The organism is Streptomyces phaeoluteigriseus, assembly GCF_001896135.2.
In the GTDB taxonomy this organism is placed as follows: Bacteria; Actinomycetota; Actinomycetes; order Streptomycetales; family Streptomycetaceae; genus Streptomyces; species Streptomyces phaeoluteigriseus.
The window spans coordinates 32,235-54,765 of sequence record NZ_MPOH02000014.1 but is presented as its reverse complement, the minus strand read 5'-3'; the positions used below and the strand labels follow the sequence as shown (position 1 = coordinate 54,765).

The 22,531-nt window shown below is 70.7% G+C and carries 15 protein-coding genes; 10 read left to right on the top strand and 5 right to left on the bottom strand.

Annotated elements, in window-relative coordinates; translation table 11 throughout:
* Positions 1-253: 253 nt before the first annotated feature.
* Positions 254-1,564, bottom strand: coding sequence for an MFS transporter (locus BM536_RS17605; RefSeq protein WP_073492617.1), 1,311 nt, complete (start codon positions 1,562-1,564; stop codon positions 254-256).
* An 853-nt stretch (positions 1,565-2,417) separates the two neighbouring features.
* On the opposite strand from BM536_RS17605, the gene BM536_RS17600 reads away from it, so the two are divergent.
* The gene (locus BM536_RS17600) at positions 2,418-2,987 is read left to right on the top strand and encodes a GtrA domain-containing protein (protein WP_245873610.1); all 570 of its coding nucleotides are present in this window, start codon (positions 2,418-2,420) and stop codon (positions 2,985-2,987) included.
* A gap of 175 nt (positions 2,988-3,162) precedes the next feature.
* Here the strand turns inward: BM536_RS17600 and BM536_RS17595 are convergent, their stop codons facing one another.
* Both BM536_RS17595 and BM536_RS40810 read right to left on the bottom strand, forming a co-directional pair.
* Positions 3,163-3,531 carry a hypothetical protein gene (locus BM536_RS17595; protein ID WP_094103172.1) on the bottom strand — a complete coding sequence of 123 codons (369 nt, stop codon included), beginning with the start codon at positions 3,529-3,531 and terminating at the stop codon, positions 3,163-3,165.
* 394 nt (positions 3,532-3,925) lie between these two features.
* Positions 3,926-4,063, bottom strand: coding sequence for a hypothetical protein (locus BM536_RS40810; protein ID WP_158086534.1), 138 nt, complete (start codon positions 4,061-4,063; stop codon positions 3,926-3,928).
* 308 nt (positions 4,064-4,371) lie between these two features.
* Between BM536_RS40810 and BM536_RS17590 the strand changes: the two genes are divergently transcribed.
* The 7 genes from BM536_RS17590 to BM536_RS17565 all read left to right on the top strand — a co-directional run bounded on the left by BM536_RS17590 (position 4,372) and on the right by BM536_RS17565 (position 16,902).
* A complete protein-coding gene (locus BM536_RS17590) occupies positions 4,372-4,605 on the top strand; it encodes a hypothetical protein (RefSeq protein WP_094103171.1) in 234 nt (77 codons plus the stop codon).
* On the top strand, positions 4,586-7,978 hold the full coding sequence (locus BM536_RS17585) for an SDR family NAD(P)-dependent oxidoreductase (protein WP_094103170.1): 3,393 nt from the start codon (positions 4,586-4,588) through the stop codon (positions 7,976-7,978). The genes BM536_RS17590 and BM536_RS17585 overlap by 20 nt, the downstream gene beginning before the upstream one ends.
* Positions 7,979-7,980: 2 nt before the next feature.
* Positions 7,981-11,100: a type I polyketide synthase gene (locus tag BM536_RS17580; RefSeq protein ID WP_094103169.1), complete on the top strand. Its 3,120-nt coding sequence runs from the start codon at positions 7,981-7,983 to the stop codon at positions 11,098-11,100.
* A 178-nt stretch (positions 11,101-11,278) separates the two neighbouring features.
* A complete protein-coding gene (locus BM536_RS17575; protein ID WP_342748817.1) occupies positions 11,279-13,942 on the top strand; it encodes an AMP-binding protein in 2,664 nt (887 codons plus the stop codon).
* Entirely contained in the window at positions 13,939-14,529 is a 591-nt protein-coding gene (locus BM536_RS41770) for a phosphopantetheine-binding protein (protein WP_211362904.1), read from the top strand. Before BM536_RS17575 ends, BM536_RS41770 begins: the two co-directional genes overlap by 4 nt.
* Positions 14,530-14,764: 235 nt before the next feature.
* On the top strand, positions 14,765-16,135 hold the full coding sequence (locus tag BM536_RS17570; RefSeq protein ID WP_245873596.1) for a lysine N(6)-hydroxylase/L-ornithine N(5)-oxygenase family protein: 1,371 nt from the start codon (positions 14,765-14,767) through the stop codon (positions 16,133-16,135).
* 23 nt (positions 16,136-16,158) lie between these two features.
* Entirely contained in the window at positions 16,159-16,902 is a 744-nt protein-coding gene (locus BM536_RS17565) for a thioesterase II family protein (RefSeq protein ID WP_211362903.1), read from the top strand.
* 226 nt (positions 16,903-17,128) lie between these two features.
* Here BM536_RS17565 and BM536_RS17560 read toward each other — a convergent pair whose 3' ends face one another.
* Positions 17,129-18,160 (bottom strand): DUF4097 family beta strand repeat-containing protein, encoded by a 1,032-nt coding sequence (locus BM536_RS17560; RefSeq protein ID WP_094103168.1) that lies wholly within the window; start codon positions 18,158-18,160, stop codon positions 17,129-17,131.
* 707 nt (positions 18,161-18,867) lie between these two features.
* On the bottom strand, positions 18,868-20,061 hold the full coding sequence (locus tag BM536_RS17555; protein WP_073492142.1) for an IS701 family transposase: 1,194 nt from the start codon (positions 20,059-20,061) through the stop codon (positions 18,868-18,870).
* 672 nt (positions 20,062-20,733) lie between these two features.
* Between BM536_RS17555 and BM536_RS17550 the strand changes: the two genes are divergently transcribed.
* Complete coding sequence (locus BM536_RS17550; protein ID WP_170109931.1) at positions 20,734-21,417, top strand: LmbU family transcriptional regulator; 684 nt, start codon at positions 20,734-20,736, stop codon at positions 21,415-21,417.
* Positions 21,418-21,677: 260 nt separating this feature from the next.
* On the top strand, positions 21,678-22,520 hold the full coding sequence (ddaH, locus tag BM536_RS17545) for a dimethylargininase (RefSeq protein ID WP_425444650.1): 843 nt from the start codon (positions 21,678-21,680) through the stop codon (positions 22,518-22,520).
* The last annotated feature ends 11 nt before the right edge of the window (positions 22,521-22,531 follow it).

The window sequence follows — 22,531 nt, the reverse complement described above, 5'->3', positions numbered from 1 at the left end:
CAGCCCCGCAAGGTCAACGGCTCACTCGCCGGATGAACTGCCGAGCCACGGTGAGCCGGGCCGCCCGCCTGGCCCTCCACTCTCACTTCGCTGTCCGGTCGGCGGTCGGCACTCGGCGGTCGGCGGTCGGCAGTCGGCAGTCGGCAGTCGGCAGTCGGCAGTCGGCAGTCGGGGACATGCCAGGAGGGTCCTCACGGGTAAAGGACGGCAGGACCGCCCCGGTCCCGTCGTTGGTGTCGGGCCTGCCGGTGGCTCAGGGAGTTCGTGACTCGGTGGCGGGTCCTGCGGGGGACGGAAGCGCCCGTCCCAGGCGTGCGAGCGGGGACAGGGCCATCAGCAGCGGGGAGAGCAACATGCCTGCGGCCGTCACGAGGAGGCTGGTGCGCAACCCCCATTCCTCCGCGAGGAGTCCGCCGAGCAGGGAGCCGAGTGGGGTCAGCCCCATGCCGACGAACGTGATCGTCGCGGCCGCCCGGCCTTGCATCCCGTCCGGAGTGACGGCCTGCCTGACAGCCATGACCGTGACGTTCACCAACTGGCCGCCCGTACCGAACACGAAGTTGACCGCGAGCAGGGCAGTCAGCGTCACCGCGGAGGAGCCGTGCAGCGCGGGCACACACAGGAACACGCCGTCGCCGAGTACCGCCGCGGACACGAGTACCGCCCCATGCCCGAACCGGCACGGCAGGCGGGCGGCCAGCACCGAGCCCAGGAGCGCACCCGGTCCGGTCCCCGCGAGCGCCAGCCCGACGGCGGTGCCCGACAGGTGAAGTTCCCGCGGCAGGAAGAGCAGATAGACGGTCATCACGGCCGCCAGGGAGAACTGGAAGGCGGCCGAGGCGAGACACACGGTCCGCAGTGAGGCATCGCCGACGACGAACCGGAGGCCCTCATGGATACGCCGCCAGACCCGAGGGGGACGTTCCGGGCCCTTCGGGAGCGCTTCGCTCCGACGGATCCGCCGGATGGACAGGAAGGACAACGCGAAGAACAACGCGCTGGAAGCGGCAGCGACCGGCGCCGACAGCAGTGACACCAACGCGCCACCGAGGGCCGGACCGCCGATCTGCGCCGCGGACCGACTGCCCTCGAGCGCACTGTTGCCTCCCACCAGCTGATCGCGCTTCACCAGCCGTACGAGAGACGCCTGATACGCCACGTCGAAGAAGACGGACAGAGCACCGACGGCGAAGGCGACCACGAACAGCGCCGGCAGTCCGAGCCAGCCGAGGAGGCCTGCCACGGCGGCGGCGCCCAGTGCCAGGGCCCGTCCGACGTCCGTCAGCACCATCACCGTGCGGGCCCGCCACCTGTCGACCCACGCGCCGACGAAGAGCGAGAGCAGGAGGATCGGTGCCTGCCCCATCGCGCGCAGGACGCCCAACTGGCCGGCCCCGGCGTCGAGCGTCAGGACGGCGAAGAGCGGCAACATCACCAGAGTTGTGTGTTCACCGAGTTGGGAGGCCGTCTGGCCCACCCAGAGCCTGCGGAAGTCGCCGTCCCGCCACAGACGTGACGGAACAGGCCGACCGGAAGCGGATACAGCACAGGAAGCGGACGGCACGAGGATCCCTTGGATTGCCGACAACGAAGCCCGTCACCCGTCGCACACAGGTGTACCGACGGTTCGGGCAGGAGAAGGCTCGCTGTGCCGCACGTACAGGGCCGGCACGCGATGACAGACCGATCTCGGTCCACAACGTCAACGCGCGCTCGGACGACCGACCATGTCCTCGACTCCTCGTGGATCACTCACCGCACCGGAACACTAGTCGTGGCCGAACCGACGCGAAAGGCGATTAGGCCCCCGCTGCGGACGACCCGGGTCCTGGTGCCGGCCTCGCGCCCTCAAGTCGGCAGACACGTGGCTGGCCGGTCTCGGGAGCGCGCTCGAGGTGCACCGGACCTCGACGCCGCTTCGGCCTCGTCGGTACGGCCGTCCTGGCTGAGGCGGTCGGCCAGGTCGCCCGTCCCGCCGCGCACCCGCAGGCTCAGCAGGCGGGTCGACAGGACACGGGCGCGCGGAACGGCCGGATCGTCGCCGCCCAGGCCGCCGCACAACTGCGTCAAGGTCAAAGGGAACGGGGAACGGGGAACGGGACGTCACGACGCGCCATCCGTGCGAGCACCGCAAGTGCGCCTAGCGCCACGAATGGGGCCGGCGGCGCGCCCGTCTCCGCTCTAGCGTTCACTTCCATTGCATTGCAACGAAGAAGCACAACTCCATTGCGTTACCGTCATCCCATTGCAACGATTGCGTCGGATCTACCTGCTGTTTCATGCACCATGCGCAACAAATGAATTGCGCGACCCATGAACGCAACGTAGCGTTTCCATCATAGGAAACATCAAACGGCAGGCCGCACGGGCCGAAAGATGCCCGTTCGCGAAGCGAGCGATCAATGGGGGGTCAGAACATGGAGACAGCGCATAGCCGCCGGCGGGCGGCACCCGGCGCCGTCACCGCCTTCGCCCGCTTCGTGCTTCTCGGCGGCGGAGTGGGCCTCACCTCCGGCTTCGCCGTGGCAGCCCTCGCCTCGTGCATTCCCTGGGTGCTGGCCAACGCATTGATCACCGTGGCCTCCACGCTCCTCGCCACCGAACTGCACGCCCGCTTCACCTTCGGCGCGGGCAGGCCGGCGACCCGGCGCCAGCACGCACAGTCGGCGGGGTCCGCGGCGGCCGCCTACACGGTGACCTGCGCGGCAATGCTTGCCCTGCAGCAGCTGGTCGCAGCACCCAGCGCGATGCTCGAGCAGGCCGTCTACCTGTCCGCCTCCGCGCTCGCCGGTATCGCACGCTTCGCCGTGCTGCGCCTCGCCGTCTTCACAGGACGCCGCCCGCAGACCGCGGCCACCGCCCGTCCCGCACCCACGACCGGACCCTCACCCGCACTCTCACCCGCACCCTCGGACGCCGACGCGATCGCGCCCCGCTCCGCTCCGCGGTCATCGCCGCCCCCCGCGGTGCTCTGCTGCACCGCCTGACCCCCGACTGAGGCACCCGCGCAGAGAGCCTTCGCCGCCACCGCGCCCTCGAACACCTGGAGTGCACCCAGCGGTCGTAGAGACCGCGAAGTGCCCCCGGAGGGAGGGCCGATGCCTGGTCGACCCTCCCGTGTCCTACGCTCCGGCACCCGGTGCGGCTCACTGTCCGACAGGCTCAGTACGCGGCGATCCAGCGTCGGACGGCGTCGTTGACGGTGTCGTCGAGGGTGCTCAACACTGCCACGGCGTGCAGGTCTCCGGGCGCGGGCGCGACTCCCGCTCGGACGAGTGCCGCGTGCAGTTCGAGCCGGCGGCGGTCGGCCGGAGCCAGCGCCAGGGGCTGCCGGGGGTCCGGGTCGGGAGCGGACCACGGCGCCTCCTCCTCGGTCCGCGCCTGGGGCGGCACGCGCCAGTCCTCGTCCCCCCACTGTCCCTGCGTCTCCGCTTCGCCCAGAGCCGTATGCGCGTCGAAGCCGCACCGGTAGGGGTCGAGCATCAACTGAGGCACCGTCACCGCGGTCGGTGAGTACGTCCACTCCTGCATGCAACCTCCAGCGTTCGACGTTCACTTGGTGTCCAGGAGGCGGCCTGCCCTGTCTCCAGTTGCATCACCTGCGACAGACCACCCGAACGACCCCAAACCCATCTCGTCACACCACTGCGCCATCACGGCCACGGCCAGGGCCAGGGCCAGGCGTCGAGTTGCGGTAGCGGTAGGGGCGCGACCGACCCGTGCACGCCTGATGGGTGGGAAGCAGTGACCACGAGTTCGAGGTGATCCGGCGAGAGGGTGGCGGCCGCGGAGGCGGTCGAAGTCGTGGCCGGGCTGGAGCGCCGGTCCCGCAAGGGCGGCGTGTGGTCGGCCGGGGCACTGGGCCGGTCTCCTCGGGACGACCGTCGTGCGGAACCGCCGCAGGAGGGTGTGCCCGGTGTCCGGATCACGGCGGCGAGCACTCCACCGACGTGATCCGCTCCACGCTGACTGCCGTGTCACCGGTCGCCGCGTTCGAGCGCGGCCCGTGGCAGGCCCGGCCGAAGCCTCGGGAGGCGCCCGTGATCAGCCAGGTACCGGACATGGCGAAGCTCCGCGGCAGGGGCGAGCGGTGTGTGGAAGGGCCGACCGGTGGTCCGGTTCAGCGAGGGCGAGGGCGGGGGCGGACGACGATCTCGTCGACGTCCACGTCGTCGGGCCTGGACGTGCGGTCCGCGCCCGGGCAGGAACTGGTCGTCCACCACGCCGAGCCGGCTCCCCCAGCGCCGGAACCCTGGCCCTCCTCGGCACCCTCGCCGCCACCCGCGCCCGGGAGAACCGGATCGGGTGACCGTCGTGCGGGTGGCGTGTCCGGGCCGGCGCCACCGGTTGATCTCGCCTCCAGGTCACGCGATGCCGAGAGCCCCGACTGGCGTCAGGTTCCGCCCGACGGGGGCCCTCACGTCGCTGGAGCGGTACGTCGCCCTCTGCGCCCCGCTCGGATCCCCGCTCGGGATCACGCCGAGCACGCCGAGCACACCGAGCACGCCGAGCACGACCGAGCACACCGAGCACGCCGAGCACACCGAGCACGCCGGACATTTCGGGTACACCGAGTACGCCGCGGATGGCGGCGGGTACCGGTGACGCACCATCACTTGCCGTGTGGCCGCCGGTCGGGGCCAGGCAGCTCGACATCGGCGGTCTCTACGACTCCTTCGCGGACGCGGGTTTCGCATACGGTCCGGCCTTTCGCGGGCTGCGCGAAGTCTGGCAGCGCGGTGACGAACTCTTCGCGATGGCCACACTGCCGGTGACCGCCCAGGGCTCGACCGGCGACGGGTTCGCCCTGCACCCCGCGCTGATCGACTCCGTGCTGCACGCGGTCGTGGCCGGCGCGGTCATCGAGGTGGACGGCGACCAGGGCTGGATGCCCTTCTCGTGGTCCCAGGTGGATCTGGTCGGCAAGTGCGACGGCCCGAGCGTGAAGGTCCGGATCTCCCCGGCCGGCGAGGGTGTCGTCTCCGTGGCGATCGCCGACGAGCACGGCCGCGAGGTCGCTCACGTCGGGGCCTTGACGTTCCGGCCGGCGAGCGCCGAGCAGGTGCGGTCGGTGCGCGGCGGGCACCAGCCATCGCTGTTCGAACTGGAATGGCGACCGGTCGAACCGAGCAGGCCGGAGACCCGCCGCGGACGCTGGGGCGTTCTCGGCGCGAGGAACGGCCCGGCCGCCCGTCTCCGCGGGACGGGTGACGAGAGTGTCGTGTTCCACGAGTCCCTGGACGATGTCCTCTCGGGAGAGACACCCCGACATCTCGTCCTGTGCCCGGACGAGCTCGCCGCCGCCGACTCCGATCCGTTCGCCGCGGTGGGCAGCACCGACACGCGCGTACTGGACCGGGTCCAGCGGTTCCTCGCCGAGGAACGGCTGTCCGGAACCACCCTGGTGGTCCTCACCCGCCTGGCCCTCGACACCGGTGGCGGGGAGAGGGTCGAAAGCCTGCCCGGCGCGTCGGTGTGGGGTCTGATCCGGTCCGCCCAGACAGAACACCCCGGCAGGTTCCGGCTGGTGGACGTCGACGACGACGAAGCGTCCTGGGCACGCTTCCCGGACGCGCTCACCCTCGACGAAGACCAACTGGCACTGCGAGGCGGTGCCTGCCTGGCCCCCCGCGTCACGCAGGCACCCCCCGCGCACCACCAGATCGAGCCGCCCGCGGCCGGCGCACACCGGCTGGGCATCCCGACCAGGGGAACACTGGAGAACCTGACATGGATTCCCTGCCCCGAGGTGGCAGAGCCCCTCGGGAGCGGGCAGGTCCGCATCTCCGTGCACGCCGCCGGGCTCAACTTCCGGGACGTCACGATCGCCCTCGGTCTCGTGGACAGAACGGCCATCGACGCCGGTCTCGGCAGTGAGGGCGCCGGAACCGTGCTGGAGGTGGCGGACGACGTGACACGCCTTTCACCGGGAGACCGGGTGATGGGCGTCTTCTCCGGAGCCTTCGGCCGCGTGGCCGTCGCGGACCACCGCATGCTGATGCCGGTACCCGACGGGTGGAGCTACGCCGAGGCGGCGTCCGTGCCGGGCGCCTACCTCACCGCCTACTACGCGCTCTTCCACCTCAAGAAGCTCGAGAAGGGGCAACGGGTCCTCATCCACGCCGCGGCGGGCGGTGTCGGGATGGCCGCGGTGCAGCTGGCGAAGCACGTCGGAGCCGAGACGTACGGCACAGCGAGCCCATCGAAGTGGCCCACCCTGCGCGGACTGGGACTGGACGACGAGCACCTGGCATCGTCCCGGGATCTGGACTTCGCGGAGAAGTTCCTGGATTCCTCGGGCGGTCGCGGAGTGGACGTCGTTCTCAACTCCCTCGCGCACGAGTTCGTCGACGCCTCACTGACGCTGCTCCCCGAGGGCGGCAGCTTCATCGAGATGGGGAAGACGGACATCCGCGATCCCCAGCGGGTGGCAGCCGATCATCCCGGAGTCGACTACCAGGCCTTCGACCTCTACGAGGCGGGCCCGGACCTGTTCCACGAGATGTTCCGGGCCGTCATGGAGCTGTTCGCCGAGGGACGGGTGCGGCTGAACCCGATCTCCGTCCACAACATCCGCGACGCGCGCAAGGCGTTCCGCGAGATGAGCCAGGGCCGGCACATCGGCAAGCTGGTCTTCGAGATGGGCGACGGCTTCGGCGGCGGGACCGTGCTGGTGACCGGCGGGACCGGCGGCGTGGGTTCGTCGGTGGCGCGGCACCTCGTCGCCGAACACGGTGTGCGGAGTCTGGTGCTGGCGAGCCGTCGGGGGTCGGCGGCCGACGGCGCTTCCGAACTGGTCTCGGATCTGGCGGCGGCGGGCGCGGTCGTCAGAGTCGTGGAGTGTGATGTCGCGGACCGTGCCGCCGTGGCGGACCTGCTGGCGGACCTGCCCCACGACTACCCGCTGACGGCGGTCGTGCACGCGGCGGGTGCCCTCGCGGACGGCACGGTGGAGTCGCTGACCGCTGAGAGTCTCGACCGTGTGCTGCGCGCCAAGGTCGGCGGTGCGGTCAACCTGCACGAGCTGACCAGGGAACACACCCTGACGGCGTTCGTCCTGTTCTCCGCCTTCGCGGGCACGCTCGGCACCGCAGGACAGGCCAACTACGCCGCGGCGAACGCCTTCCTGGACGGCCTGGCGGCACAGCGCCGGGCATCCGGCCTGGTCGGCACCTCGCTGTGCTGGGGCTGGTGGGAGCAGCCCAGCGGCATGACCGCGGACCTGGACCGGGCCGACCTCTCCCGGATCCGGCGGATGGGCATCGCCGAGATGCCGACACCCGAGGCACTGGCCCTGTTCGACTCGGCGTGCGCGATCGACAGGCCCGTCCTCATCCCGGCCCGCCTGGACATCTCCGTGCTGCGGAACAAGACCGGTGACGAGCTGCCGCCCCTCCTGCGCGGCCTCGTCGACGGCGGACGTCCCCTCCGCGGCGGCGCGAGCACGACCGGGGACGGCCGCCCCCACGGCCTGCCCACCGGGCTGCTCACCCTCTCGGAGGGCGAAGCGGAGACAGCCGTCCTCGACTGGGTCCGCGACCAGGTCGCCATCGTGCTCGGCCACCCGTCCAGCGCGGCCGTCGACACCGACCAGGCGTTCACCCACCTCGGATTCGACTCGCTGACCTCGGTCGAACTGTGCAACCGCCTGGCCTCCGCGACCGGACTGCGCCTGCCGTCCACGCTCGTCTTCAGCTACCCGACGCCACGGGAACTGGGTCGACACGTACTCGGCCTGTTGCGTCCGGCGGCGCGGGCCGGCTCGGCCGGGGACGCGGAGATCCGGGAAGTGCTGCGGACCGTCCCGATCGACAGGCTGCGCAGCGCGGGCGTCCTGGAGCTGGTCCTGGCGTGCGCCGGCCCGCCCCGGCCGCACGCCGACGGACAGGCGCCGGACGCGGACACCGGTGCGGACGAACTGGCGGCCATGAACCTGGAAGCACTCGTCGACCTGGCTCTGGATGAGAGGGGCAAGTGACCATGAACGACTCCGCGGATCGCGCGGCGGACGGCGCGGACCGGGTCCAACGGGCGCTCCGCACACTGCTGGAGGAACGCGACCGCCTCCGGCAGGAGAACGACGCCCTGAAGGCCGGGCGCGTCGAGCCGATCGCCGTGGTCGCCATGGCCTGCCGCTACCCGGGCGGTGTGGCATCGCCCGAGGACCTGTGGGACATGGTCCGCGGCGGTGTGGACGCCGTGGACGAGTTCCCGGCGGACCGCGGCTGGCGGGACGTGTACGACCCGGATCCCGACACGGTCGGCAGCTCGTACGTGCGTCACGGAGGGTTCCTGACGGACGTGGCCGACTTCGACGCCGAGTTCTTCGGCATCAGCCCCCGTGAGGCGTTGGCGATCGACCCGCAGCAGCGCCTGTTGCTGCAGACGTCGTGGGAGGCCTTCGAGCGGGCGGGCATCGTCCCCGCGCGGGTGCGCGGGACCGACGTCGGCGTCTTCACCGGAGTCAGCTCGTCCGAGTACGGCTCGCGCTTCCTGGAGGGGAGCGGCAACGAGCTGGAGGGCTACCTGATGCAGGGGAGCGCGCTGAGCGTCGCGTCCGGCCGGGTGGCGTACGAGCTGGGGCTGACCGGGCCGACGGTGTCGGTCGACACGGCGTGTTCGTCGTCCCTGGTGGCCCTGCACCTGGCGGTGCAGTCACTGCGTGCGGGGGAGTGCTCGCTCGCGCTGGCGGGCGGGGCGTTGGTGATGTCGACGCCCGCGATCTTCGTGGAGTTCTCCCGGCAGCGCGGCCTGTCGGCCGACGGCCGGTGCAGGTCCTTCGCGGACGGTGCGGACGGCACCGGCTGGGCCGAGGGAGTCGGTGTGCTGCTCCTCGAGCGCCTGTCCGACGCGCGCCGCAACGGCCACCCGGTGCTGGCGGTCGTCCGCGGTACCGCGGTGAACCAGGACGGGGCCAGCAACGGACTGACCGCTCCCAACGGCCGCGCCCAGGAGAGGGTGATCCGGCAGGCGCTGGCGAACGCGGGGGTCGCTGCCTCCGAGGTGGACCTGGTCGAGGCCCACGGCACCGGAACCGTGCTGGGGGACCCCATCGAGGCCGGTGCCCTGCTGGCGGCGTACGGGCAGGGCCGGGCCGAGGGCAGGCCGCTCTGGCTGGGGTCCATGAAGTCGAACATCGGTCACGCCCAGGCCGCCGCCGGGGTCGCCGGGGTCATCAAGGCGGTGATGGCCATGCGCCACGGGTTCCTGCCGAAGACCTTGCACGTGGACGCTCCCTCGCCGCACGTGGACTGGTCCTCCGGTGCGGTCGAACTGCTCGTGGAGGGGCGTGAGTGGACCCGAGGTGACGGTCCGCGGCGGGCCGGGGTGTCGTCGTTCGGAGTCAGCGGCACCAACGCGCACGTGATCCTCGAAGAGGAACCGCCGTCGGAGCGGGCGGGTGAGGGCGGTCCGGGCCCGGCGGTGGCCGGCGGGCTGGTGCCGTGGGTGCTGTCGGGCAGGAACGCGGCAGCCGTGGAGCGGCAGGCGGACAGGCTGCGTGACTTCGCGGCCGCCGCCCCGGGCGCGGACGCCGCCGATATCGGCTGGTCGCTGGTGTCGTCCCGGGCGCGGTTCGACCATCGTGCGGTGGTGCTGGGCCGCGGCCGGGAGGAGTTGCTGAGCGGTCTGGCGTCGCTGGGCGACGGGGCCGAGTCCGCCGCGGTGGTGCGTGGGGTCGCCGGAAACCTCGGCGGTGTCGTCTTCATGTTCCCGGGGCAGGGGTCGCAGTGGGTCGGTATGGGCCGGCAGTTGTACGACACCTTCCCCGTCTTCGCGCGGACGCTCGACGCGTGCGCGGCCGCCCTGACGGAGTGGGTCGACTGGTCGCTGCTCGACGTGGTGCGCGGCGTGGAGGGGGCGCCGGCACTGGACCGGGTGGACGTGGTTCAGCCGGCGCTGTTCTCGGTGATGGTGTCCATGGCCGCGATGTGGCGGTCCTGGGGTGTGGAACCGGCCGCGGTGGTGGGACACAGCCAGGGCGAGATAGCGGCCGCCCACGTGTGCGGTGCGTTGTCCTTGCGGGACGCCACCAAGATCGTGGCGCTGCGCAGCAAGGCCCTGGTGGGTCTGATCGGTCACGGCGGGATGGCGTCGGTCGTGGAGTCCGCGGACCTCGTGGAGGCACGTCTGACTCCGTGGAGCGACCGGCTGAGCATCGCCGTCGTCAACGGACCCCGCTCGGTGGTGGTGTCCGGGGAACCGGACGCGCTCGACGAATTCGTCGAGAAGATGAAGGCGGAAGGTGTGCAGGCCCGCAGAATCTCGGTCGACTACGCGTCCCATTCCCATCAGGTGGCCCGGGTGCGCGACCAGGTGATCGAACCGCTGTCCGACCTGAGCCCGAAGACGTCGACGCTGCCCTTCTGTTCCACCCTGTTCGGCGAGGTGATCGACACCGCGGAGCTGAACGCCGACTACTGGTACGACAACCTGCGCGAGAAGGTCCTCTTCGCCTCTTCGGTCCGGCGACTGGTCGACGACGGGTTCCGGGTGTTCATCGAGATGAGCCCGCACCCTGTCCTGACCGTTCCGGTGCAGGAGATGGTCGAGGAGGTCGACGACGCCCTGGTCCTGTCGTCGGCGCGGCGGGACCGGGGGGAAGCCGAGGCCGTGGTCGGGTCGCTGGCCCAACTCCACGTCCGGGGCGGGGAGGTGGACTGGGAGGCCGTGTTCGGAGTGCGCCGGCGGGTGGATCTGCCGACCTACGCGTTCCAGCGGCAGCGGTACTGGCTGAACTCCACGCACGCGGCGGTCTCGGCGGAAGTGCCCGCCACGGAGTCGCCCGCGGGCGACGATCGCCTCGTCCCCCTGTCGGACAGGCTTTCCGCCCTTCCCGACGGCGAGGCGGAGGCACTCGTGCTGGACCATGTCCTCGAGCGGGTCGCCGTCGTGCTCGGACACCCCTCCGGTGCGACCGTCGACCCGGACCAGGGCTTCAAGGAGATCGGATTCGACTCGCTGCTGTCGGTGGAGCTGAGCAAACGCCTCGCCGCGTCGACCGGGCTCAAGCTGAGGGCGAACCTGGTGCTGCGGTACCCGTCACCGAGACTGATCGCGGGCCACATCGTGACCTCGATGGCCCGACGCGATCCGCGGTGACTCCCCGCGCGCGAGCCGCCGTCGCGCTCCGTGGGACCGTCCCGCCGGCGGGACACCGCAAGGTGGCCGGCGGCATGGCCCGCCCGGGCTCCTCGTCGTCTTGATCGGCCGAGTCACCTCCGTGAGGGTGGAAGTGATCTGTGAATTCCTTCTGTTTCCGGGCCTGTTCGCTTAGGGGATGATCCGTGTGCCTTCGTTCGGTGCGTCGTCCGCGCATAAAGGGATGTGGCTTGCGCAGAAAATGTCTCCCGACACGCTGAACCACGCCATGACGATGTGGGATGTGGACGGTGAGCTGGACGCCGCCATCATGGAATCCGCATTCCTGAAGGTGATGGGCGAGGCGGAAGTGCTGCGCCTCGGCTTCGTCGACGACGGCGGCGAACTGCGGATGGTGCCGAGGGAACTGGGTGACTGGCGGCCGTTCTTCCTGGATCTGAGCACCGAGGCCGATCCCGAGCAGGCGGCGCGCGAAGCGCTGGCCGACGTGGTGGGGCAGCGGTACGACCTGGAGCGCGACCTGCTGTTCCGACTGGGTGTGGTCAGACTCGCCGCGGCCCGCTCCCTTGTGGTGATCACCTATCACCACCTCGTCTCGGACGGGTACGGCGCGGGTGGCCTGCTGTCGGGGCGCCTCGCCGAGGTGTACACGGCGCTGGTGCGGGGGGCGGAGGTACCGGAGCCGGCGTACCCGTGGGATGCCGAGTCGTTCGCCGCCGCAGCGGCGGACTACGGCGACTCCCCGCAGTTCACCGAGGACACCGCGTTCTGGCGCGACTACCTGGCGGATGCGCCGCCGCCCGCGCAGGTTCCGCGCGTCGCCCTGTCCGACGCGACGCGGACCGCGCTCCGCGCACCGCTGGGCAGTGCCGACCGCTGGGGCGAACTGGCCGAATCCATCGGCATGGTGAGCCGTACGCTGACCGTTCCGCGCGCCGAGGCGGACGCCTGGACCGAGACCGCGAAGTCCCTGGGCGTGTGGATGTCGTCGCTGCTGACCGCGGCCGCGGCGACGTACTTCCGGCACCGCTGCGACCGTCCGGAGTTCCTTCTCTCGCTGGCCGTGGGCAACCGGGGCGGGGCCGCGAGCAGGACCCCCGGTCTGGCGGTGAACGTGGTACCGGTGCGGATGCGGATTCCGCTCGGCGCGACCATCGGCGAGATCGCCGACGCGGTGGTGGACGAGACGTACGAGATCTTCGGGCACACCGCCTGCCACTACTCCGACATCCAGCGCGCGAGCGGAACCGTCCTGAGCGGTCGGGGCAGTTACGGCGCCGTCCTCAACATCGTGGAGTTCGTGGAGCAACTCCACTTCGCCGACGCTCCGGCGCGCTACTTCGGCGCGACCACCGGGACCTTCGACGAACTGTCGATCGGCGTGTGCACCGACGGGAGCGCCGACAGCGACCTGTTCGTCCGGCTCGACGCCCCGGCGGGCCTGTACTCGCGCGCGGAGCTGCGCTTCGTCGGCGAGGACCTGATCGCGTACATCCGTGCCCTGGTGGCCGCCGATCCGCAGCTCCCGGTCGGTGCGCTGGACGTGGTGAGCGGTGCCGAGCGGGACCGGGTGCTGACCGCACCGAACGACACCTGCGTGCCGGTCCCGGGGTTGACGGTTGCGGAGCTGTTCGCCCGCCAGGTGGAGCAGGCTCCCGATGCCGTCGCGCTGGTGTCCGGGGACTCGGCGGTCTCCTACCGTGAACTGGACGAGCGGTCGGGCCGGCTGGCCGAGGCGCTGCGGCGTCGGCAGGTCGGACCCGAGACGGTCGTGGCGGTGGCGATGCCCCGATCGGTGGAGCTGGTCGTCGCCCTGCTGGGGGTGGTGAAAGCGGGCGGAGCGTACCTGCCGATCGACCCGGCGTCCCCGGCGGAGCGGATCAAGCCGGTGGTCAGCGATGCCTCGGCCCGCCTCCTGCTCATCGACGCGGCGACGGCCGCCGCGCTCTCCGCCGAACTGGACGTCCCGGCGGTCCTGTTCGACGACGTCTGGTCGGACAACACCGCCGACGGTGACGACAGTGACGGTGACGGCGCCCGGGGGGTTCCGGGCCCGGCGCGTCGGGACAACCTGCTGGCTGTGATGTACGGCACCGGCCCGACCGGTGAGGCCACCGGAGTCGCCGTGACGCACCGGAACATGGAGCGGTTCGTCATGGACCGCCACTGGCGGGAAGGCGGCCACCGCACGGTGCTGTGGCATTCGCCGCACACCTCCGACGCGCTCCCCTTCGAACTGTGGATGCCTCTGCTGAACGGCGGCCGGGTGCTCGTGGCCCCTCCGGGGGACATGGACATCGATGCCCTGACCCGGTTGCGGGCGGCGAACGAGGTCTCCACGGTGTGGCTGCCCGCGGGCCTGTTCTCGGCGGTCGCAGCGGAAGGCCCCGAGTCCGTCGCCGGGCTGCGGGAGGTGTGGACCGGTGGTGACCGCGTGTCCGCGGCCGCGGTGCGCCGGGTGCGGGAGGCCTGCCCCGAGCTGACGATCGTCGCCGCTCACGGTCCGGCGGAAGCGACCGTGTTCGCCGCGTACAACCGTCTGGCCGCGGACGGACCGACGCACCAGGCAGGCCTGATCGGCCGCCCGATGGACAACACCGCCCTCTACGTCCTGGGCCCGGGGCTGGCGCCGGTCCCCGTCGGCGTGGCCGGAGAGCTGTACGTGGCCGGCCCCGGCGTGGCACGCGGCTATCCCGGGCGCCCCGGACGGACCGCGGAGCGGTTCGTGCCCTGTCCCTTCGGCCCCGCGGGCGGGCTCATGCACCGGACCGGGGACCGGGTGCGGTGGGGCGGCGACGCCGGCTCGAATACCTGGGACGGGCCGAGCCCCGGGTGGAGATGAGGGGTGTCCGGGTCGAACCGGCCGAGGTCGAAAGCGCGTTGTCCGAGCACCCCGGGCTGCGGCAGTCGGTGGTGACCGTCGGCGAGGACGACTCCGGGCAGCAGCGGCTGGTGGCCCATGTGGTTCCGGTCGGCGGCCAGGGCGACCTCTCGGGTGACGAGCTGCGCCGGTTCGTCGCGGGACGGTTGCCGGAGGCCCTGGTGCCGTCCGTGTTCGTGGTGCTGGAACGCCTGCCGGTGACGGTGGGCGGAAGGGTGGACCGGGCGTCGCTGCCCGAGCCCGCTTTCGACGACGGGTCGTACCGGGCACCGCGCAACCGCAACGAGCGGGTCCTGGCCGAGGCGTTCGCCGACGTGCTCGAGGTCGACCGGGTGGGTATCGACGACGACTTCTTCGACGCCGGTGGCAACTCGCTGCGGGCGATCAGGCTGGTCGGCCTGATCCGGGCGGAGTTGAACCAGGAGGTGTCCATCCGCACGTTGTTCGCGGCGCGCACGATCGCCGGTCTGTCGGACATGTGGGAGAACCTGTCCCGGTCGAGCAGGCCGGCTCTGCGCAAGAGGACGAAGAACGGCGAAGTTCTCTGAGAGGTGTCCACCGGGAGCGCGGGAAAACCGGCGCTTACGTGTGTGCATTACTGTCGCCGCGCGGACAGTAATGCACGGTCCCATGGATTCGCCGAAAGTCCGGTGTACTTGAATGGTTCACCGTGCCGGTCTACGTTGGCGGCGCGACCGATGAAAATTCATGCCCGCCCTGACGTCGGTCCTTCTGGGAGCGGAGTATTGCCGGTCGAAGATGCGGGCAGCGCATCGTCCAGCCATGCCAGCGGGAGAATTTTCTATGAGTGATCGTGAACACGAGATCTACGACGTGGTCGGAATCGGTTTCGGTCCGTCCAACCTGTCGCTCGCCATAGCCCTGGAAGAGTACCGGGACAATGGCCGGGCGAATGGGGGAGAGAACGGCCGGGCGCACGACCAGGGGAACGAGATCAGTTCCCTCTTCTTCGAGCGTCAGCCCACGTTCGGCTGGCACCGCAACATGCTGCTGCCGTCGGCGACCATGCAGATCTCCTTTCTGAAGGACCTGGCCACCTTCCGCAATCCGACGTCCAGTTTCAGCTTCGTCGCCTTTCTGCACGCGTCGGGGCGGCTCCCGCAGTTCGTCAACAACCAGGACTTCTTCCCCACGCGCCAGGAGTTCCACCAGTACCTCGAGTGGGCGCAGGCACGGGTGGCCGATCGCATCGCCTACGGCTCGGACGTGACGTCGATCCGACTGCTGCCGGGTGCCGCTCCCGAGCTGTCGGACCGTCTGCGGCTGGAGGTGGCGGACGCCGCCGGCCGGGCCGGTCGTGTGGTGGAGGCACGCAACGTGGTGGTCTCGACGGGTCTGGTGCCGAGCATGCCCGAGGGAACCGAACGGGACGAACGGGTCTGGCACAGCTCTGAGTTCCTGGAGAAGTTCCGCCGGATGAACCCCGCGGAACTGCGACGGGTGGCGGTGGTCGGCGCGGGCCAGAGCGCCGCCGAGATCACCAGGTTCCTGTACGACGAGCTGCCGCACGCCCAGGTGTCGGCGGTCATCCCGTCCTACGGCTATTCCGTCGCGGACGACACCCCCTTCGCCAATCAGATCTTCGATCCCGGGGCCGTCGACGACTACTACTTCGGCACCGACCAGACGCGGGAGGCGTTCTGGCGGTACCACCGCAACACGAACTACTCCGTCGTCGACGACGAGGTGATCCGGGATCTGTACCGCCGGTCGTACGACGACGAGGTCCGTGGTGTCGAACGCCTTCAGTTCCTCAATCTGACACGGGTCACCGGGGTGAAACGCGCAGGCGTCGAGACCCGCGTCTCCCTTCAGGTGGGCCCCGACGCCGAGGTGCGCGAACTCGAATTCGACGCTCTCGTCTGCGCGACCGGTTACCACGGGATGGAGCCCACAGCCCTGCTCGGCGATCTCGACCGGCACTGCCTGCGCGACGAGGCGGGCCGGTACCGGATGGAGCGGGACTACCGCATCGTCACCGACCCCGAGATGCGGTGCGGGATCTATCTTCAGGGCGGTACGGAACACACCCACGGACTGACCTCCTCATTGCTGTCGAACATCGCTGTCCGCAGCGGCGAGATCGCCGACTCGATCGTCGCCCGGCGCGCGCGGAAAGCGGATGTCCGATGAGGAGTCCGGCGGAGGAGCGATGGGTGCGCCGCTTCCGTGATGACGACGGGTGCGGGACGAAGCTCGTCTGCTTCGCCCACGCCGGCGGGTGGACGAGCGCGTTCCGCACCTGGCCCCAGGGACTGCCGTCGGACGTCGGTGTGCTCGCCGTCCGCTACCCGGGCCGGGAGGACCGGCTCAGCGATCCGTTCCCGGCCGGCCTGGAGGCCCTCGCCGACGAAGTGGCCGACGCACTGGGCGAGTTGGCGCGGCATCGGCTGGTGCTGTTCGGACACAGCATGGGGGCTTCGGTGGCGCACGAGGTGGCCCTGCGCCTCCAGAAGCGGGGGCGTCCGCCCGCCGCCCTGTTCGTGTCCGGCAGACGTCCGCCGCATGCGCTGGACGGCCAGCGGCAGCTCTCCGGCACCGACGAGGAGATCGTCGCGGACATCGTGCGCTTCGACGAGAGCCGTGCCGCGGTCTTCGCGGAACCCGACCTGCGGGAGGTCCTGCTCCCGGCGGTCCGCGCGGACTACCGGATGGTGGACGACTATCCCGGTGGCCACCGGCCCCCGCTCGACTGTCCGGTGTACGGCTACACCGGTGAGGACGATTCCGAAGTGACCCCGGAGCAGATGCGCGGCTGGGCGGACCTGACGCACGACGCCTTCCGGCTCCGGGTGCTGCCCGGTGGACATTTCTACCTCAGGGCCGAGGAGCACGCGCTGCTGGCCGACATGGGGGATGTGCTGGGCCGCATCAAGTACCGTATCCGCGCGGCCTCCTGACGTCGCGACAGGCCGGGCCGCGTCATCGCCGGCCCGGTGCGGCCCGGCATCGTGGGTGCGGCTGCCCCGTGGAGAAGTGCAGGCCCCGGAGAGCGGGGGATTCCTCTCCGGGGCCCGTGAGGCCGGTACCGATGAACCGACGGGGACGGCATCGGTACCGTGATCGTGGCCGACCTCGCCGGTGGTGCCGCTGAGCGTCGGTCTCCGATGTCGACGGCTCTTGTGCTTACCGGCAGTGACGGGAAGAAGGCCGCCCCGCTCTTCGCCTCGGGGGCGACTGGGAACTTGCGTCCGGACTGTGACGCAGAACGGCGCCTCTCTGGTGCCATTGTGGCACCGCTTTGGCTCGCGTGCAAGGTCCGCGGTGCTCGCGTTCCCCGTGCTCGGGCGCGGTGCTCGGCGCGCACGGCCTCATTCCGTGGCGACATCCGATCGCTGCACCACGATGTCGCGGCACCGACCGGCCGGCGACGCGTACGACCTCGCCGGCCCGCTCCCCGCCCGCCAGGAGTGCGAGGGACGTGTACACCGTGCCCGCGGCGGAGTCGAGGGACAGGCGCGCGCTGCTGCTCCGGGCCACACCGACCCGGATGCCGCCGAACGTGGTGGCCGCGACCACGGACCCGCGCACGACCTCCCCGATGTCGATGTCGCCCTGGGTCGTCCGGGCCTCCACGTCCGCGTGCGCCCGCTCGATCCGTACGTCACCCTTCTCGGCATGCAGGCGGGCGACTCCACGCACCTCTCCGACGGCGGCGTCACCCTCTCCCTTCGCGCTGATCGTGACCATGCCCTCGACCCGCCCCAGGTGGATGTCGCCACGGTCCGCCGTGGCCTCGACGGTGCCGACCGCTCGGTCGACCGTGATGTCACCGAGGGAGGCGGCCAGTCGCAGGCTGCCGGTACGGTCGAGCCTGATGCACCCCAGGCCCGTGCGGAGTCTGCACTCGCCCAGTTCTCCCACTCCGAGGAAGTCCGTCGCCACACCCCGGCCGTGCAGGCTCGACCCGGTGGGCACGGCCATCACCACCACGACCGCGCCGCAGTGTCCGCCCGGCTCCGGGTCGTCCACCCGCAGCAGCCCGTCGGCATAACCGATACGCAGCCGCTCGGCGGTCCGCACGTCGTCCTGGTCGTCGCGGTCGCGCGGATACACCTCGACCATCGTCTCGGCGCGGTCACTCGCGACGATCCGGACCTGGCCGGACAGCAGGCTGAGTACCACCCGGACAGGGGAGGGCGTGTCGAACGTCGGCATGGCGGGCCGCCTTCGGGATGTCTGTGGCCGCCGGGCCGGTGCGTACGGCGGCCCGAACGAGGGTCCTCGCTTCGTGGAGGGGTCTCGTCCCCGGCCCGGGGGCGCGGGCCCGTACCGCCGGGGGCCGCGGCGGGTCCTGACCCGCCGTCACCACGCCGGACGCTGTCTGCCTCATGTCGCCCACCGGGCGGGCTCCTTCCGTCACCGGCCGGTAGCGAACCGGTGGAGTCGCCCCGCGGTCCAGGGCGTGATTCCAAGCTGACGCCATGCGGTGCCACAGTAGTGTCAATACGAGACGGTCGCGCGGGCACCGCCTGGGAACTCAGTGTGACAGCGAGCGGAATCGGTCACGCATGGGCGGGCGTCGCCTCGGCAGCCGAGAGGGAAGTGCCCCCCGTGCGGGTGGGCGGTTCGCGCACTTCCGTGGTGCGGGAGGTCCCCTCCCGTGCCCTCGCGGGGCGGCCGGGGGGAACGTCGTCCCCGGTGAGGGCCTCCAGGAGGCGGTCCGGCGGTGGACCGGCCCGGGGTACGCGTGCGCCGCCCGGGTCACGGGAGGCGGAACGCGGCCAGGCCCCCTGAGGGCGTCGGGCGATGAGATGACGCCAAAGTCAGGTCGTCCGGCGTTCCGTTGTCCACCCGCACGGTGGGGCAGCGGGCCGCACCCGGAACCGGCTCCCGTGATCGGTGGGAGGGCGGGTGTCGCGTCGCTACGGCAGCCGCTGTGCCGTGCTGCCGGACGGCACAGCGGTGAGCTCGTGGAGGTGCCGGTAGGTGTACGCGGCGGAGACGAGGGCCATGTGGTGATACCAGCCGGGGAACGAGCGTCCCTCGAAGTCCAGCAGGCCGAAGTCGTGCTCCATGGAACCGATCACGGCCGTCGTCCCGCTCCGCAGCGCGGCGATCGAGCCGATCTCCGCGAGGGAGTGGTGGGCGAGGCTGGTGAGCCACAGCGGGCCCGGGGCGCGGGCCGGGCCGACTTCGGTGAACAGCCGGTAGGGAGGGCCGGAGCAGCGCCCCGGGGACCCACCCGACAGATGGACGAGCGACGTCTGCAGGCGTGTGACACGGCGCGCTCCGTCGGGCAGGGCGACGACGGCCGTCTCCGGGCTCTGTGCGGAGACGAGGGTCCTCGCGCTCACCGCTGCCGAGGCGCCCTCGCCGGCGGGCAGCACGGCCAGGTGCGGCGGCACCGCGACGACGAAGTCGTGCCGGCGCTTGGCGAGTCCGTGCAACAGGTGTCCCACGTCGGGTTCGTCGCTCATGTCGACGAGGACGACCGAGGCCGTGGAGCGCGTTCGGGCCGACAACCGGTCGACGAGCCGGAGCGCGTGCGCCCACAGCGGCTGGTACTGCTCGGAGTCCGGTATACGCGCCTCCCTGCGCCGCGCGGAGTCCCGTGTCCAGGCCTTCGACAGGTGCAGGCACCAGTCGACGGGAACCTGGGTGTCGCCCACGCACAGGAAGGAGCCCAGTCCCAGCTGGCAGTTGAGCGTGCGGCCCGAGGACAGGTCGAAGTAGCGGTGCACACCCACCGACCGGTCACCGCGCTTGGGCAGGACGGCGCGGCCGATGGACCACACGGGCTCGGGATGACGGGCCGTCACCCAGCGGGTGAGTTCCTCCACGACCTCGTCGAAGTCCCACGGGCTGAGACTGACGAACTGGCGCAGTGACTGCACGACGGCCGGGTCGCACGAGATCGCGGTGGCGAGTCGGCGCACCGACTTCTTCCCCGGCGTGACGAGCAGCCCTTTCAGATAGGCGTGTGCCCATCTGCGCTGATCGGTCCGGCGTAAGCTCTTGAAGATCGTTCTGCTGAAATGATGCAGAGACAATTCGGAGCCGATGGAGTAAGTCGTGTCTCGTGCAGTCGATGAGGCATCCGATTGAGCCACGTTCATGCAGCAATAACTCCCCCGACGTTACTGAGCGTTGCGGGAGAGAGTCTAGGGCGCGCTCCAGTGTGGTGCCACAGTCTGAGCCTGGCTGGCTTGTTCTGGCGCCTGTGGTGGCACACGGTCTCGAGGGGACCGGAGGTGGGGCGCCGGCTGGGTCCCACGGGGTCCGCCAGGGGGCGGGTCCCTCGCCCCTGGTGTCGGCGGTGGTGCGTGGCTCTCCCGGATCCAAGGGATTGACCTGCAAGGATGCGGAGCGCGCGTGCCCTGTCCAGGTGCCGGCGCAACGGGGCGGGGCGACGCTCGAAGTGTCCACGACGTGTCGGGACGGCTGATGCAGGGTGTCCACGGCCCTGCGCGCGTGTGTGCAGCAGGGCAGGCAGTGGACTGGACCATTGACTCGGAGTGGTGTTCGAACTCCGCAAAGTAGTGTTCGATGGCGCCAAGATCCTTGAACTCCCACCGATGTCGGGATCTACTCGGGGCGCGGCAGTTGGCCATCCCGGCCTGAACCGGAAACCGTGCAATGCCCGGTACTTTCAGGTCCGCAGTATTCACCTGCGAGCGGTGCCCACTGCCTTTGGTGTGCGTGTGGAGAATATGGGTGAACGCTTTCCGTGTTCGATGGGGAGCCACCGCGAACCCGCCCGGTTATACGCGTGTTGACGGGGAGACGTGATGACGAATCAGGTCGAGGACTGCAAGGATCCCAAGGCGCTCACGTTCGGCAGGACCACGGAGGCCGTGTCCAGAACGCGAAGAGCCACCGGGGCGGAGGCACGGCGCGATCAGGTACTCACCACGAAGGTGGGACTGCACATACCCACCGGACTCGCCTTCGAGGAGTGGGAACGCGCCGGGCGTCAGCTCTCCGGGCTGCTCAACTCCTCGTCCTGGTGGCTCGGGGACTGGCTCGTCTACGGCAAGGACCACTACGCGGACCGCTATGAGCGCGGCATCAACGCGGCCGGCCTGCAGTACCAGACGCTGCGCAACTACGCCTGGGTCTCCCGGCGGTTCGAGTTGCACCGGCGACGGCCCGCGCTCAGCTTCCAGCACCATGCCGAGCTGGCGTCGCTGTGCACCGACGAACAGGAGACCTGGCTCGACAGTGCCGAGCGGATGAAGTGGAGCACGAAGCAACTGCGCAACGCCATCCGGGCCCAGCGCGAGGGCACCCCGGAGCAGACGGCCGCCGCCGCGACGACTCGCCGGCTCGCCGTGCCCGACAGTCGCCTCCAGTGGTGGCACACCGCGGCGACCGAGGCCGGCACCGAGCTGGGGGAGTGGGTGATGGCCACGTTGGACGCCGCCGCCGATCAGGTACTGAAGGAAGCCGACCGGCAACCGCCCCTCGCGTGACCGGCTCACGGGGTCCGCGCCCGCCGAGGGTGCGGACCCCGCCGCACGTGCGATCCGCGGCGAATGGTCGAAACCGCGGCACTGTCCTGTTGCCGGGACAACGGGAAGCCTCATTGCCACGCATGAACTCGGCCACCGGCACGGGCTGTTCACCGCATCCTCCCCGCGTTCTTCGTCTGCGGTGGTGCCCGCGACTCCGTACGGGTATTGCTTCAATGTCCCAGGAATTTCGCAGACAAGACGGGATCAAGGTGTCGCACATAAACACGGAACGGCTCACGGACAGCGCCCGAAACGCCTCGCCGCGGCGTTATCTGATGTGCCGCCCCACGCACTTCGACGTCACGTATTCGATCAATCCGTGGATGGACCCGAGCAGACCCACCTCGGCACAGGTCGCTCTGGGCCAGTGGAAACGGCTGCACGACATGTTCGTCGGCCTGGGGCACGACGTGCGGCTGATCGAGCCGGTGCCGGGACTGCCCGACATGGTGTTCGCCGCGAACGGCGCCATCGTGGTGGACGGCAAGGTGCTCGTCGCCCGCTTCCGGCATGCCCAGCGCGTCGACGAGGCAGAGGCATACCTCGACTGGTTCCGCCGCGACGGCTGGTCCGAGGTCCGGCAGGCCGAGTACGTCAACGAGGGCGAGGGCGACTTCCTCTACGCGGACGGGCAGATCCTGGCCGGCACCGGCTTCCGCTCCGACCTGCGCGCCCATGACGAGGTGCGCGAGTTCTTCGGCCGCCCCGTGGTGAGCCTGACCCTGGTCGACCCGCGCTGGTATCACCTCGACACGGCGCTCGCGGTGCTCGGGGAGGGAGAAGTCATGTACTACCCGGCGGCGTTCTCCCCGCAGAGCCGCGCGATTCTGGCCGAGCGCTTCCCCGACGCGATCCTGGCCGCCGAGGCAGATGCCGCCGTGTTCGGTCTGAACGCCCTGTCGGACGGCCGCAACGTCGTACTGCCGCGGCAGGCCGTCGGCCTCGCGGCCCAGCTCCGCGAGCGCGGCTACACACCCGTCGGAGCCGACCTGACCGAGATGCTGAAGGCCGGTGGCAGTGTGAAGTGCTGCACGCTCGAATTGCGGGCCCAGGCGGGTTGAGGCCCCCGCCG